This window comes from Streptococcus mitis (assembly GCF_000722755.1).
Lineage (GTDB): Bacteria > Bacillota > Bacilli > Lactobacillales > Streptococcaceae > Streptococcus > Streptococcus mitis_CM.
The window spans coordinates 121,222-137,020 of sequence record NZ_JPFY01000015.1 but is presented as its reverse complement, the minus strand read 5'-3'; the positions used below and the strand labels follow the sequence as shown (position 1 = coordinate 137,020).

Annotated in this window: 11 protein-coding genes; all 11 read left to right on the top strand. The window is 42.5% G+C overall.

Annotation, left to right across the window (positions count from 1 at the left end; genetic code table 11):
* Positions 1-86 precede the first annotated feature (86 nt).
* The 11 genes from rpoB to SK578_RS09025 all read left to right on the top strand — a co-directional run bounded on the left by rpoB (position 87) and on the right by SK578_RS09025 (position 15,633).
* The gene (rpoB, locus tag SK578_RS09075; RefSeq protein WP_042751730.1) at positions 87-3,698 is read left to right on the top strand and encodes a DNA-directed RNA polymerase subunit beta; all 3,612 of its coding nucleotides are present in this window, start codon (positions 87-89) and stop codon (positions 3,696-3,698) included.
* Between the two features lie 32 nt (positions 3,699-3,730).
* On the top strand, positions 3,731-7,408 hold the full coding sequence (gene rpoC / locus SK578_RS09070; RefSeq protein WP_042751729.1) for a DNA-directed RNA polymerase subunit beta': 3,678 nt from the start codon (positions 3,731-3,733) through the stop codon (positions 7,406-7,408).
* 106 nt (positions 7,409-7,514) lie between these two features.
* Positions 7,515-7,937, top strand: a complete 423-nt coding sequence (gene ndk / locus SK578_RS09065; protein WP_042751728.1) for a nucleoside-diphosphate kinase — start codon at positions 7,515-7,517, stop codon at positions 7,935-7,937.
* Between the two features lie 142 nt (positions 7,938-8,079).
* Entirely contained in the window at positions 8,080-8,700 is a 621-nt protein-coding gene (locus SK578_RS09060) for a competence protein (RefSeq protein ID WP_235228691.1), read from the top strand.
* 94 nt (positions 8,701-8,794) lie between these two features.
* Positions 8,795-9,238, top strand: coding sequence for a tRNA (adenosine(37)-N6)-threonylcarbamoyltransferase complex ATPase subunit type 1 TsaE (tsaE, locus tag SK578_RS09055; protein WP_042751726.1), 444 nt, complete (start codon positions 8,795-8,797; stop codon positions 9,236-9,238).
* Positions 9,228-9,746, top strand: coding sequence for a GNAT family N-acetyltransferase (locus SK578_RS09050; protein ID WP_042751725.1), 519 nt, complete (start codon positions 9,228-9,230; stop codon positions 9,744-9,746). The genes tsaE and SK578_RS09050 overlap by 11 nt, the downstream gene beginning before the upstream one ends.
* Positions 9,747-9,753: 7 nt before the next feature.
* Positions 9,754-10,791: a glycopolymer--peptidoglycan transferase LytR gene (lytR, locus tag SK578_RS09045; protein WP_042751724.1), complete on the top strand. Its 1,038-nt coding sequence runs from the start codon at positions 9,754-9,756 to the stop codon at positions 10,789-10,791.
* A gap of 67 nt (positions 10,792-10,858) precedes the next feature.
* On the top strand, positions 10,859-12,115 hold the full coding sequence (locus tag SK578_RS09040; protein WP_042751723.1) for a competence/damage-inducible protein A: 1,257 nt from the start codon (positions 10,859-10,861) through the stop codon (positions 12,113-12,115).
* 83 nt (positions 12,116-12,198) lie between these two features.
* The gene (gene recA / locus SK578_RS09035) at positions 12,199-13,335 is read left to right on the top strand and encodes a recombinase RecA (protein WP_042751722.1); all 1,137 of its coding nucleotides are present in this window, start codon (positions 12,199-12,201) and stop codon (positions 13,333-13,335) included.
* A gap of 114 nt (positions 13,336-13,449) precedes the next feature.
* Positions 13,450-14,820, top strand: coding sequence for an MATE family efflux transporter (locus SK578_RS09030; protein WP_042751721.1), 1,371 nt, complete (start codon positions 13,450-13,452; stop codon positions 14,818-14,820).
* Between the two features lie 96 nt (positions 14,821-14,916).
* Positions 14,917-15,633 (top strand): YebC/PmpR family DNA-binding transcriptional regulator, encoded by a 717-nt coding sequence (locus SK578_RS09025; protein ID WP_000532883.1) that lies wholly within the window; start codon positions 14,917-14,919, stop codon positions 15,631-15,633.
* Positions 15,634-15,799 lie beyond the last annotated feature (166 nt).

Genomic DNA, 15,799 nt, shown 5'->3' with positions numbered 1-15,799 from the left:
ACGGTGATAGGGGTTTTAAAAACCATATGACGATTAGAAAAGCCTGATCGATAAGGCTTGGAACTTATTTACAAAGGAGAATCATCTTGGCAGGACATGACGTTCAATACGGGAAACATCGTACCCGTCGTAGTTTTTCAAGAATCAAAGAAGTTCTTGACTTACCAAATTTGATTGAAATTCAAACTGACTCATTCAAAGATTTCCTAGACCACGGTCTGAAGGAAGTATTTGAAGATGTATTGCCAATTTCAAACTTCACAGACACAATGGAGTTGGAATTTGTTGGATATGAAATCAAGGAACCAAAATACACGCTAGAAGAGGCTCGTATCCACGATGCTAGCTACTCAGCACCAATTTTTGTAACCTTCCGCTTGATTAATAAAGAAACAGGCGAAATCAAAACTCAAGAAGTTTTCTTTGGTGATTTCCCAATCATGACAGAAATGGGTACTTTCATCATCAATGGTGGTGAACGTATCATCGTATCTCAGTTGGTCCGCTCACCAGGTGTTTACTTTAACGATAAAGTTGATAAAAACGGTAAAGTGGGCTACGGTTCAACTGTTATCCCTAACCGTGGAGCTTGGTTGGAACTTGAAAGTGACTCAAAAGATATCGCCTACACTCGTATCGACCGTACTCGTAAGATTCCATTTACGACCTTGGTTCGTGCGCTTGGTTTCTCAGGTGATGATGAAATCTTTGATATCTTTGGTGATAGCGAATTGGTTCGCAACACTGTTGAAAAAGATATCCACAAGAACCCAATGGACTCTCGTACCGACGAAGCTTTGAAAGAAATTTACGAACGCCTTCGTCCAGGTGAGCCTAAGACTGCTGAAAGTTCACGTAGCTTGCTTGTGGCTCGTTTCTTTGACCCACGTCGCTATGACCTAGCAGCAGTTGGTCGTTACAAGATCAATAAAAAACTCAATGTTAAAACACGCTTGCTCAACCAAACTATTGCTGAGCCATTGGTAGACCCTGAAACAGGCGAAATCTTGGTAGAAGCTGGAACAGTCATGACTCGTAGCGTGATTGAAAGCATTGAAAGCCATTTGGATGGCGACTTGAACAAGATTGTCTACATTCCAAATGATGCAGCCGTTGTGACTGAGCCAGTTGTTCTTCAAAAATTCAAGGTTGTTGCTCCAACTGATCCAGACCGTGTTGTAACTATTATTGGTAATGCTAATCCAGATGACAAGGTTCGTATCGTCACTCCTGCAGATATTCTTGCCGAGATGAGCTACTTCCTCAACTTGGCTGAAGGGCTTGGCCGTGTAGATGACATCGACCACCTTGGAAACCGTCGTATCCGTGCGGTTGGTGAATTGCTTGCTAACCAAGTACGTCTTGGACTTTCTCGTATGGAACGTAATGTCCGTGAACGTATGTCTGTTCAAGACAACGAAGTCTTGACACCACAACAAATTATCAATATCCGTCCTGTAACAGCTGCGGTTAAAGAATTCTTTGGTTCATCACAGTTGTCACAGTTCATGGACCAACACAACCCACTTTCTGAGTTGTCTCACAAACGCCGTTTGTCAGCCTTGGGGCCTGGTGGTTTGACACGTGACCGTGCTGGATATGAAGTACGTGACGTGCACTACACTCACTACGGTCGTATGTGTCCAATCGAGACACCTGAAGGACCTAATATCGGTTTGATCAATAACTTGTCATCTTACGGACACTTGAACAAATATGGTTTTGTTCAAACACCATACCGTAAAGTTGACCGTGAAACAGGTGTTGTTACGAACGAAATCGTTTGGTTGACAGCCGATGAAGAAGATGAATTTACTGTAGCACAGGCTAATTCTCGTCTGAATGAAGATGGAACATTTGCTGAGAAAGTTGTCATGGGTCGTCACCAAGGGGTCAACCAAGAGTATCCAGCTAATGTTGTTGACTACATGGACGTATCACCAAAACAGGTAGTTGCCGTTGCGACAGCATGTATTCCTTTCTTGGAAAACGATGACTCCAACCGTGCCCTCATGGGAGCTAACATGCAACGTCAGGCTGTGCCATTGATTAATCCAAAAGCACCTTACGTTGGTACTGGTATGGAATACCAAGCAGCCCACGATTCAGGAGCTGCTGTGATTGCTCAGTATGACGGTAAAGTTACCTATGCAGATGCTGACAAGGTAGAAGTTCGTCGTGAAGATGGTTCATTGGACGTTTACCACATCCAGAAATTCCGTCGTTCAAACTCAGGTACGGCTTACAACCAACGTACGCTTGTAAAAGTTGGCGATGTCGTTGAAAAAGGCGATTTCATTGCTGACGGACCTTCCATGGAAAATGGAGAAATGGCGCTTGGACAAAACCCAATCGTTGCCTACATGACTTGGGAAGGTTACAACTTCGAGGATGCCGTTATCATGAGCGAACGCTTGGTTAAAGACGATGTTTACACATCTGTCCACCTTGAAGAATACGAATCAGAAACGCGCGATACAAAGCTTGGACCTGAAGAAATTACTCGTGAAATTCCAAACGTTGGTGAAGATGCCCTTAAAGACCTTGACGAAATGGGTATTATCCGTATCGGTGCTGAGGTTAAAGAAGGTGATATCCTTGTAGGTAAAGTAACACCTAAGGGTGAGAAAGACCTTTCAGCTGAAGAACGTCTCTTGCACGCTATCTTTGGAGACAAGTCACGTGAAGTGCGTGATACTTCTCTTCGTGTACCACACGGTGCCGATGGTGTCGTTCGTGATGTTAAAATCTTTACACGTGCAAATGGAGATGAGCTGCAATCAGGTGTTAACATGCTGGTTCGCGTCTACATCGCTCAAAAACGTAAGATTAAGGTCGGAGATAAGATGGCCGGACGTCACGGAAACAAAGGGGTTGTCTCTCGTATCGTTCCTGTAGAAGATATGCCTTACCTTCCAGACGGAACTCCAGTCGATATCATGTTGAACCCACTTGGGGTGCCATCACGTATGAATATCGGTCAGGTTATGGAGCTCCACCTTGGTATGGCGGCTCGTACTCTTGGTATTCACATCGCAACACCAGTCTTTGACGGAGCAAGTTCTGAAGACCTTTGGTCAACTGTTAAAGAAGCTGGTATGGATAGTGATGCCAAAACAATCCTTTATGATGGACGTACTGGTGAACCGTTTGATAACCGTGTTTCTGTCGGAGTCATGTACATGATCAAACTCCACCACATGGTTGATGATAAATTGCACGCGCGTTCAGTCGGACCTTACTCAACTGTTACCCAACAACCACTAGGAGGGAAAGCTCAGTTTGGTGGACAACGTTTCGGTGAGATGGAGGTTTGGGCTCTTGAAGCTTACGGTGCGTCAAATGTCCTTCAAGAAATCTTGACTTACAAGTCTGACGATATCAATGGACGTCTGAAAGCTTATGAAGCCATTACAAAAGGAAAACCAATTCCAAAACCAGGTGTTCCAGAATCCTTCCGAGTTCTTGTCAAAGAATTGCAATCTCTTGGTCTTGACATGCGTGTCCTAGATGAAGATGACCAAGAAGTGGAACTTCGTGACTTGGATGAAGGAATGGACGAAGATGTCATCCACGTAGATGACCTTGAAAAAGCCCGCGAAAAAGCAGCCCAAGAGGCTAAAGCAGCCTTTGAAGCTGAAGAAGCTGAAAAAGCAACAAAAGCGGAAGCAACAGAAGAAGCTGCTGAACAAGAATAAGCAGTTCACTTAGAATAGAAAGGGAAGAAATAGTGGTTGATGTAAATCGTTTTAAAAGTATGCAAATAACCCTAGCTTCTCCAAGTAAAGTCCGTTCATGGTCTTATGGAGAAGTCAAAAAACCTGAAACAATCAATTACCGTACCTTGAAACCAGAACGTGAAGGACTCTTTGATGAAGTTATCTTTGGTCCTACAAAAGACTGGGAATGTGCTTGTGGTAAGTACAAACGCATTCGTTACAGAGGAATTGTTTGTGACCGTTGTGGGGTTGAAGTAACGCGTACAAAAGTTCGTCGTGAGCGTATGGGGCATATCGAATTGAAAGCTCCTGTATCTCACATCTGGTACTTCAAGGGAATTCCAAGCCGTATGGGCTTGACCCTTGATATGAGCCCTCGTGCCCTCGAGGAAGTTATCTACTTTGCGGCTTATGTGGTGATTGATCCCAAGGATACACCACTTGAGCACAAGTCTATTATGACAGAGCGCGAATACCGTGAGCGCTTGCGTGAGTATGGTTATGGTTCATTCGTTGCCAAGATGGGTGCCGAAGCTATCCAAGACCTCTTGAAACAAGTAGATCTTGAAAAAGAAATTGCTGAACTCAAAGAAGAGTTGAAAACAGCGACTGGACAAAAACGTGTCAAAGCCATCCGTCGTTTGGATGTTTTGGATGCCTTTTACAAGTCTGGAAACAAACCTGAATGGATGATTCTAAACATCCTTCCGGTTATTCCACCAGATCTTCGTCCAATGTTGCAGTTGGATGGTGGCCGTTTTGCCTCATCTGACCTGAATGACCTTTACCGCCGTGTTATCAACCGTAACAACCGTTTGGCTCGTTTGCTTGAGTTGAATGCACCAGGTATTATCGTTCAAAATGAGAAGCGTATGCTTCAAGAAGCAGTTGATGCTTTGATTGACAATGGTCGTCGTGGTCGTCCAATCACAGGACCAGGTAGCCGTCCATTGAAATCATTGAGCCACATGCTTAAAGGTAAACAAGGACGCTTCCGTCAAAACTTGCTCGGTAAACGTGTTGACTTCTCAGGACGTTCCGTTATCGCCGTTGGTCCAACGCTTAAGATGTATCAATGTGGTGTGCCACGTGAAATGGCGATCGAGCTCTTTAAACCATTCGTGATGCGTGAAATTGTTGCCCGTGATATCGTGCAAAACGTCAAAGCGGCTAAACGCTTGGTGGAACGCGGAGATGAGCGTATCTGGGATATTCTTGAAGAAGTGATTAAAGAACACCCAGTGCTTTTGAACCGCGCACCGACCCTTCACCGTTTGGGTATCCAAGCCTTCGAGCCAGTCTTGATTGATGGTAAGGCCCTTCGCTTGCACCCGCTTGTCTGTGAAGCCTACAATGCCGACTTTGACGGGGACCAAATGGCCATTCACGTACCACTTTCAGAAGAGGCCCAAGCAGAAGCTCGTATTCTCATGCTTGCTGCGGAGCATATCTTGAACCCGAAAGATGGTAAACCAGTTGTTACTCCATCTCAGGACATGGTTTTGGGTAACTACTACTTGACCATGGAAGAAGCTGGTCGTGAAGGTGAAGGAATGGTCTTCAAAGACCGTGATGAAGCGGTTATGGCTTACCGTAATGGTTATGTTCACCTCCATTCACGTGTTGGTATCGCAACAGATAGTCTTAACAAACCATGGACAGAAGAGCAAAAACACAAGGTCTTGCTGACAACAGTTGGTAAAATCCTCTTCAACGACATCATGCCAGAGGGTCTACCATACTTGCAAGAACCAAACAATGCCAACTTGACAGAAGGCGTTCCAGCTAAATACTTCTTGCCACTTGGTGGAGATATCAAGGAAGCTATCAGCAATCTTGAACTTAACCCTCCATTCAAGAAGAAAAATCTTGGAAATATCATCGCTGAAATCTTCAAACGTTTCCGTACGACAGAAACTTCTGCCCTACTTGACCGTATGAAGAACCTCGGTTACCACCACTCAACTCTTGCAGGATTGACAGTGGGGATTGCCGATATCCCAGTCGTTGATGACAAAGCTGAAATCATTGAAGAATCACACAAACGTGTAGAACAAATCACCAAACAATTCCGTCGCGGTATGATCACAGACGACGAGCGTTACAATGCCGTTACAGCTGAATGGCGTGCTGCCCGTGAAAAACTTGAGAAACGCTTGATTGCCAACCAAGATCCTAAGAACCCAATCGTTATGATGATGGACTCTGGAGCCCGTGGTAATATCTCAAACTTCTCACAGCTTGCCGGTATGCGTGGTCTGATGGCGGCTCCGAACGGACGTATCATGGAATTGCCAATCCTTTCAAACTTCCGCGAAGGTCTGTCAGTACTCGAAATGTTCTTCTCAACTCACGGTGCGCGTAAAGGTATGACCGATACGGCCCTTAAGACAGCTGACTCAGGTTATTTGACTCGTCGTTTGGTTGACGTTGCCCAAGATGTTATCATCCGTGAGGACGACTGTGGAACTGACCGTGGTCTCTTGATCCGCTCTATTGCAGAAGGAAAGGAGATGATCGAGTCTCTCGAAGAGCGTCTCAATGGTCGTTACACTAAGAAAACTGTTAAACATCCAGAAACTGGTGCAGTGATTATCGGTCCAAATGAATTGATTACAGAAGACAAGGCGCGTGAAATTGTGAATGCTGGTGTGGAAGAAGTGACTATCCGCTCTGTATTTACATGTAACACTCGTCATGGTGTCTGCCGTCACTGTTATGGTATCAACTTGGCGACTGGTGATGCGGTTGAAGTTGGTGAAGCAGTCGGTACAATCGCTGCCCAATCTATCGGGGAACCTGGTACACAGCTTACAATGCGTACCTTCCACACGGGTGGGGTTGCCTCAAATACCGATATCACTCAGGGTCTTCCTCGTGTCCAAGAAATCTTTGAAGCCCGCAATCCTAAAGGGGAAGCGGTTATCACAGAGGTTAAAGGACAAGTTACCGCTATCGAAGAAGATGCCTCAACTCGTACTAAGAAAGTCTTTGTTAAGGGTGAAACTGGCGAAGGTGAATATGTTGTTCCATTTACAGCTCGTATGCGTGTTGAAGTTGGAGACCAAGTAGCGCGTGGTGCTGCTCTGACAGAAGGCTCTATCCAACCAAAACGTCTCCTTGCAGTTCGTGATGTCTTGTCAGTTGAAACTTACCTTCTCGGTGAAGTACAAAAAGTTTACCGTAGCCAAGGGGTAGAAATCGGTGACAAACACATCGAGGTAATGGTTCGTCAAATGATCCGTAAAGTCCGTGTCATGGATCCAGGAGATACAGACCTTCTCATGGGTACCCTTATGGATATCAATGACTTTACAGATGCTAACAAAGATGTCCTTATCGCAGGTGGAGTTCCAGCGACAGGTCGCCCAGTTCTTATGGGAATTACCAAAGCCTCACTTGAAACCAACAGTTTCTTGTCAGCGGCTTCCTTCCAGGAAACAACTCGTGTCCTTACTGACGCGGCTATCCGTGGTAAGAAAGACCATCTCCTTGGACTTAAAGAAAATGTTATCATCGGTAAGATCATCCCAGCAGGTACTGGTATGGCCCGTTACCGTAACCTTGAACCACAAGCTATCAACGAAGAAGAATACCTTAATCCTCCAGTAGAGGAAGAAGGAAATGAAGAAACAGCAGAAGTAGTTGTGGATGCTACCGTTGAAACTGTGGAAGAAACAGTAGAATAAAAGAGAATGAGAGAGCCCTCGGGCTCTCTCATTTTTCTGAAAACTTTCTCCGTTTTTCCATGAAATGTGGTAAAATAAAAGAAAGAAGCTGACAAAGGAGACGAGTATGGAACAAACATTTTTTATCATTAAACCAGATGGTGTGAAAAGAGGGCTAGTTGGTGAAGTGTTGAAACGCATCGAACAACGTGGATTTATAATTGAAAAATTGGAGTTGCGTTCACAGGTTTCAGAAGAGTTGATTGATCAGCACTATCAGGACTTGGTTGGTCAAAGTTTTTACCCACCGATTCGTGAATTTATGACTTCAGGCCCAGTTCTTGTAGGTATCATTTCTGGTCCCAAAGTAATTGAAACTTGGCGGACCATGATGGGTGCTACTCGTCCAGAAGAAGCTTTACCAGGAACTATTCGAGGTGATTTTGCAAAAGCTGCTGGAGAAAACCAAGCTATTCAAAATGTTGTGCATGGTTCAGATTCAGAAGAGTCAGCTAAGCGAGAAATTACTCTTTGGTTTGACGGAAAGTAGTAAAAGTTTGATGTAAGGGTTACTTGCATCAAACTTTTTTGCATTTTAGAGTAGAAAACTGACAGTTGAGAAATATTCTAGCAATGGGGAGGATTTCTAGCCTATAATAAGAGCAAGTAAGGGAGGAAGAATGATGGAAAAAATGAAAAAGCAAATTCGTATTTTGTTATTGCTGACAGTTTTTGGTATTAGTAGCTGTTCTTGTTTAAGTTTATCGACTTGGGCCTTGATGTTAAATCAAAACTGCTTCTATTATTTAGTAGGTATGTTGCTCCTTGCCAGTATTGGGGCAGGGATAAACTACTATAGAGGGCAGGGAAATCAATCTTATTCAGTTTTTAAGGAAGATAAGCAACAATTCTTGTATAGTCTCTTGCTATTAGTAAATATTTTGGGTTTAGCTTTAATTGTCATAGAACATATCCTTGCAGGAAATACATCCGTAGAAGGATTTGCGGAAGCCTTTCTACCGAGTTTCTTTTTCTTATTTGGTATTGATTTGTTAGTTTTTCTACCAATTCAGAAGTATGTAAATGGATTGAAAAAGATTTTGGGAAAGAAGGAAATCTGTTTTATTAGTGGACTAGCTATTCTAATCCTTCTCAGAAATCCTTGGATGCTATTGTCCATGACCTTTTATATTGCCTTGGGAATGCTATTTCTAGGACTGTTGGTGCCAAAAGTCATTCGCTGGGAAGTTTCATTTTACAGTCATTTGATGAGAGATATCTTGTTAGTTGTCTTTTTACTGTTCCTATTTTAAGATCATAACAAGGACTGGCTCAAGTTTTTAATTCATAATATAGAATTCATAGATAATACCTAGACAAAGAACAAGTTTTTGGTATAATAGAAACATGTACACTAAAAACGAAGAAGACTTACAATCCTTAGGTGAGCGTTTGGGCTGTTTATTAGAAAAGAATGATGTTTTAATTCTAACTGGAGAACTTGGAGCAGGCAAAACGACCTTTACAAAAGGCCTTGCTAAAGGGTTACAGATTACTCAGATGATTAAGAGTCCAACCTACACTATCGTAAGAGAGTATGAAGGTCGTCTTCCTCTTTATCATTTAGATGTTTACCGCATTGAGGGAGATGCTGATTCTATTGATTTAGATGAGTTTCTCTTTGGTGGCGGGGTGACTGTCATCGAGTGGGGACATCTTTTAGGTGATGCCTTACCAGATACTTATTTAGAATTGGAAATTCTAAAAGAAGAAGACGGTCGCAGGCTGAATTTCCAAGCAAAGGGTTTACGTGCAGAAAAACTCTTAGAGGAGCTTCAACATGGAGTATGAGTTGCTCATTAGGGAAGCAGAAGTTGAAGATGCGGCTGAGTTAGTATCATTTTTAAATCGTGTCAGTGTAGAAACAGATTTTACCAGTCTGGACAGGGATGGCATTTTGATGACAGATACTGAGATGGAGTTGTTTTTGGATAAACAGGCTCATTCAGAAAATCAAATCACTTTACTAGCCTTGCTGAATGATGAAATTGCTGGTATTGTAAATATTACAGCTGACCAGCGCAAGAGAGTTCGGCATATTGGAGATCTCTTCATTGTGATTGGTAAGAAGTATTGGAATAATGGACTGGGGAGTTTGTTACTTGAAGAAGTCGTAGAATGGGCGCAGGCTAGTGGCATTCTTCGTAGACTTCAACTCACTGTCCAAACTCGTAATCAGGCTGCAGTTCATTTATATCAAAAGAATGGTTTTGTCATTGAAGGTAGACAAGATCGCGGTGCGTACATAGAAGAAGGGAAATTTATAGATGTTTACCTGATGGGTAGACTGATAGATTGATAGAAATATGGTTAAAAAAATTATTGGAATGGTGCTAGCTTTTCTAGCTGTGACAGTTTTGGGTGTCGGTGTTTTTGCTTATACCATTTATCAGCAAGGCACACAAACCTTATCAAAGACCTATAAAAAAATAGGGGAAGAAACCAATGTTATTGAGGCGACTGAACCCTTAACGATCCTTTTAATGGGGGTTGATACTGGAAACGTAGAACGAACTGACCCTTGGGAGGGAAATAGTGATTCCATGATTCTCTTAACGGTTAATCCGCACACGAAAAAGACAACGATGTTAAGTTTGGAACGTGATATCTTGACTAAAATTCAGCATAAAGATGGTAGTGTTGAGGAAGCTAAACTAAATGCCGCCTACGCTGGTGGTGGTGCGGAATTAGCTATCTCAACTATCCAGAAAATGATGAATATTCATATCGATCGTTACGTTATGGTGAATATGCAGGGGCTGCAACAATTGGTTGATGCAGTTGGCGGGGTGACTGTAAATAATACACTCGGTTTTCCAATTTCGATTACTGACCAGGAAGAATTTAATAAAATTTCCATTGGTGTTGGGCAACAAACTCTAAATGGAGATGAAGCTCTTGTTTATTCTCGCATGCGCTACCAGGACCCAGAAGGGGACTACGGACGTCAGAAACGTCAGCGTGAAGTCATTCAAAAGGTTGTTGAAAAAGTTCTTAGTTTGAATAGTGTTAGTCACTATCAATCTATCTTAAAAGCCCTAAGTACTAATATGCAAACAAACGTTGATTTGTCAGCGAAAAGTATTCCACAATTACTTGGTTATCAAGATTCCTTCAAGAATATTGAAACACATCAATTGCGAGGAGAAGATGCGGAACTGCAGGGCATTTCTTACCAGATTGTTACAACTGAGCATATGTTAGAAATGCAAAATCTCTTACGTCGTTCACTAGGTAAAGAGGAAGTAACTGAAGTAGAAACCAATGCTGTTTTATACGAAGTGGCCCTTGGAAGAACCGCTACATCAACGAATGCTTCAAGTGTAGAAATAGAACAAAATTAATAATGAAATCGTGGGAAATTTCCTGCGATTTTTTCAAAAAAATACGAATAGATAGGTAGGAGGAAACATGAAAGCAGAAATCATTGCTGTTGGAACAGAGATATTGACAGGACAGATTGTCAATACTAATGCTCAATTTTTATCGGAAAAACTAGCAGAGATTGGGGTAGATGTTTATTTTCAGACGGCTGTAGGAGACAATGAAGCTCGTCTCTTGTCTTTGCTTGAGATTGCCAGTCAACGTAGTAGTCTGCTGATTTTGACAGGCGGTTTGGGGCCAACTGAGGACGATTTGACCAAACAAACTCTAGCTAAATTTTTAGGGAAAGAATTAGTTTTTGATCCTCAGGCACAAGAGAAGTTGGATGTCTTTTTTGACCAGAGACCAGACTATGCCCGAACACCGAATAATGAAAGACAAGCTCAAATTGTAGAAGGAGCGACTCCACTACCAAACGAAACAGGACTGGCTGTTGGAGGAATGTTAGAAGTGGACGGAGTGACCTATGTAGTCCTTCCTGGTCCACCAAGTGAATTGAAACCCATGGTCTTAAACCAACTTCTACCCAAGTTGATGACAGGGAGCAAGTTGTATTCCCGAGTTCTTCGTTTCTTTGGGATTGGCGAAAGCCAGCTGGTTACGATTTTAGCTGATTTGATTGACAATCAAACAGATCCAACCTTAGCTCCTTATGCCAAGACAGGAGAAGTCACTCTGCGCCTGTCAACAAAGGCTAGCAGTCAAGAAGAGGCAAATCAAGCGCTGGAAATCTTGGAAAATCAAATCTTAGGTCGCCAAACCTTAGAAGGTCTTTCTTTGCGAGACCTCTGTTATGGTTATGGGGAAGAGACTAGTTTGGCCAGCATTGTGGTAGAAGAACTGAAAAAGCAAGGGAAAACCATTACTGCAGCAGAGAGTTTGACGGCAGGACTTTTCCAAGCCACTGTAGCTGATTTTTCGGGTGCTTCAAGTATATTTAAGGGTGGTTTCGTGACCTATAGCTTGGAGGAAAAATCAAAGATGTTGGATATTCCTGTCAAGGATTTGGATGAACAGGGTGTAGTGTCTGAATTTACAGCTCAGAAGATGGCTGAGCAGGCACGAAGTAAGACCCAGTCTGATTTTGGTATTAGCTTGACTGGAGTGGCAGGGCCAGACAGTCTAGAAGGGCATCCAGCTGGGACAGTTTTCATAGGATTGGCTCAAGAGAAAGGAACTGAGGTCATCAAGGTCAATATTGGAGGCAGAAGCCGAGCAGACGTACGTCACATTGCGGTTATGCATGCCTTTAACCTAGTTCGCAAGGCTTTATTAAGTGACTAACTTTTGATATAATAGTAGATAGGTCTAAGGACCATTAGAATGTAGGAGAATAGAATGGCGAAAAAACCAAAAAATTAGATGAAATTTCAAAAAAATTCGGGGCTGAACGTGAAAAAGCCTTGAATGACGCTCTTAAACTGATTGAGAAAGACTTTGGTAAAGGATCCATCATGCGTTTGGGTGAACGTGCGGAGCAAAAGGTGCAAGTGATGAGTTCAGGTTCTTTGGCTCTTGATATTGCCCTTGGTTCAGGTGGTTATCCTAAGGGACGTATCATTGAAATCTATGGACCAGAATCATCTGGTAAGACGACGGTTGCTCTTCATGCAGTTGCGCAAGCGCAAAAAGAAGGTGGAATTGCAGCCTTTATCGATGCGGAACATGCCCTCGATCCAGCTTATGCTGCAGCCCTTGGTGTCAACATTGACGAATTGCTCTTGTCTCAACCAGACTCAGGAGAGCAAGGTCTTGAGATTGCAGGAAAATTGATTGACTCAGGAGCCGTGGATCTTGTCGTAGTCGACTCAGTTGCGGCCCTTGTCCCTCGTGCAGAAATTGATGGAGATATCGGAGATAGCCACGTTGGTTTGCAGGCTCGTATGATGAGCCAGGCCATGCGTAAATTGGGTGCTTCTATCAATAAAACCAAAACAATTGCCATCTTTATCAACCAATTGCGTGAAAAAGTTGGGGTCATGTTTGGAAATCCAGAAACAACTCCTGGTGGACGTGCTCTGAAATTCTACGCATCAGTCCGTTTGGATGTTCGTGGAAGTACGCAAATCAAGGGAACTGGTGACCAAAAAGATACCAATGTCGGTAAAGAAACTAAAATCAAGGTCGTGAAAAACAAGGTAGCTCCACCATTTAAGGAAGCCTTCGTTGAAATCATGTACGGAGAAGGGATTTCTAAGACTGGTGAACTCTTAAAAATCGCAAGCGATTTGGATATCATCAAAAAAGCAGGAGCTTGGTACTCTTACAAGGATGAGAAAATCGGGCAAGGTTCTGAAAATGCTAAGAAATACTTGGCAGATAACCCAGAAATCTTTGATGAAATTGACCATCAAGTCCGTGTTCAATTTGGTTTGATTGATGGAGAGGAAGCTTCTGTAGAAGGCGTTGAAACTAAAAAAGATGAAGCAGTTCAAGCAGATTCTGTGAATGAAGAAGTAACTCTTGACCTAGGCGACGAACTTGAAATCGAAATTGAAGAATAAGGTGTCAAAGTAGTGGAGGAATCCACTGCTTTTTCGATTCTTTGTTCAATATTTCAGATTGCCTATAGTTTGCTGTTTCTTGTCGCTCTTCTAGAAAGCTGATATAATAGCCTTATGAATAAAAAACGAACAGTGGACCTGATACATGGTCCGATTCTTCCCTCGCTCTTAAGCTTCGCCTTCCCAATCTTGCTATCAAATATTTTTCAACAGCTCTATAATACTGCTGATGTCTTGATTGTTGGGCGTTTTCTTGGTCAAGAATCCTTGGCTGCAGTAGGAGCGACGACAGCGATTTTTGACCTGATTGTAGGTTTTACTCTTGGTGTTGGCAATGGCATGGGAATTGTTATTGCCCGTTATTATGGTGCTCGGAATTTCACTAAAATCAAGGAGGCAGTAGCAGCCACCTGGATTTTAGGTGCTCTTTTGAGTATTGTAGTTATGCTGCTGGGATTTGTCGGTCTGTATCCACTCTTGCAATATTTAGATACTCCTGCAGAAATCCTTCCTCAGTCTTATCAATATATTTCTATGATTGTAACCTGTGTTGGTGTCAGCTTTGCTTATAATCTTTTTGCAGGCTTGTTGCGGTCTATTGGGGACAGTCTGGCTGCGCTTGTTTTTTTGATTTTCTCTGCTCTGGTCAATGTGGTTCTGGATCTCTATTTTATTACGCAATTGCATCTTGGAGTTCAATCCGCGGGACTTGCTACCATCATTTCGCAAGGCTTATCAGCGGTTCTTTGCTTTTATTATATTCGTAAGAGTGTGCCAGAACTTTTGCCTCAACTCAAGCATTTCAAATGGGATAAGGCCTTATACGCTGACCTCTTGGAGCAAGGTTTGGCTATGGGCTTGATGAGTTCAATTGTATCTATAGGCAGTGTGATTTTACAGTCTTCTGTTAATACCTTTGGTGCAGTGATTATTAGTGCCCAGACGGCAGCTCGACGCATTATGGCCTTTGCCCTTCTTCCTATGACTGCTATTTCTGCATCAATGACGACCTTTGCTTCTCAGAATCTAGGAGCTAAGCGACCAGACCGCATTGTTCAAGGTCTTCGAATCGGCAGTCGTTTTAGTATATCCTGGGCAGTTTTTGTTTGTATCTTCTTCTTTTTTGCCAGTCCAGCCTTTGTTTCCTTCTTGGCTAGTTCGACAGATGGTTACTTGATAGAAAATGGAAGTCTCTATCTACAAATCAGCTCAGCTTTTTATCCTATTTTGAGTCTCTTATTGATTTATCGCAATTGTTTGCAGGGTTTGGGGCAAAAAATCCTTCCTCTGGTTTCTAGCTTTATCGAACTAATCGGGAAAATCGCTTTTGTGGTTTTGATTATCCCTTGGGCAGGATATAAGGGAGTTATCCTTTGCGAACCCTTAATCTGGGTTGCCATGACCATTCAACTGTATTTCTCACTGTTTCGTCACCCCTTGATAAAAGAAGGCAAGGAAATTTTAGCAACTAAAGTGCTATCCTAGTTGTATTTACTGAATAAAATCCATTTCCTCTAGTGAAAATCGAAAAAACTTGTGTTATAATAAGAAAGATTAAAATGTGAAAAAAGGAGATTCCTAATGGGACGTAAATGGGCCAATATCGTAGCCAAGAAAACGGCTAAAGATGGAGCTAACTCTAAAGTATATGCAAAATTTGGTGTAGAAATCTATGTAGCAGCTAAAAAAGGTGATCCAGATCCAGAATCAAACTCAGCTTTGAAATTCGTTATCGACCGTGCTAAACAAGCTCAAGTGCCAAAACACGTTATCGATAAAGCTTTGGACAAGGCTAAAGGGAACACAGACGAAACCTTTACAGAAGGACGTTACGAAGGTTTTGGACCAAATGGTTCTATGCTGATTGTTGATACTTTGACTTCAAATGTCAACCGTACAGCGGCTAATGTCCGTGCAGCCTTTGGTAAAAATGGCGGAAACATGGGCGCTTCAGGTTCAGTTTCTTACCTCTTTGACAATAAGGGTGTTATCGTATTCGCAGGTGAAGATGCGGACGCGGTCTTTGAGCAATTGTTAGAAGCAGATGTTGATGTGGACGATGTAGAAGCAGAAGAAGGAACAATCACTGTTTACACAGCTCCAACTGACCTTCATAAGGCTATCGTTGCCCTCCGTGAGTCAGGTGTCGAAGAATTCCAAGTGACAGAATTGGAAATGATTCCTCAGTCAGAAGTGGAATTGTCAGGCGATGACCTTGAAACCTTTGAAAAACTTTACAGCGTCCTTGAAGACGATGAAGACGTACAAAAAATCTACACAAACGTAGATGGGTTCTAATTTAACCTAGAGAACATGATCCTAAGTGAAAAAATCACTTGGGATTTTTTGAATCAAGAAAATAGTTCTCTAGGAAACTTTTTCTTGACATCTCTTTTCAAAGTGGTAAAATAGTTCTCATGGAAACTTATTTAGTTCTCAGGAGAACCAAATGCAATGGTTAGAA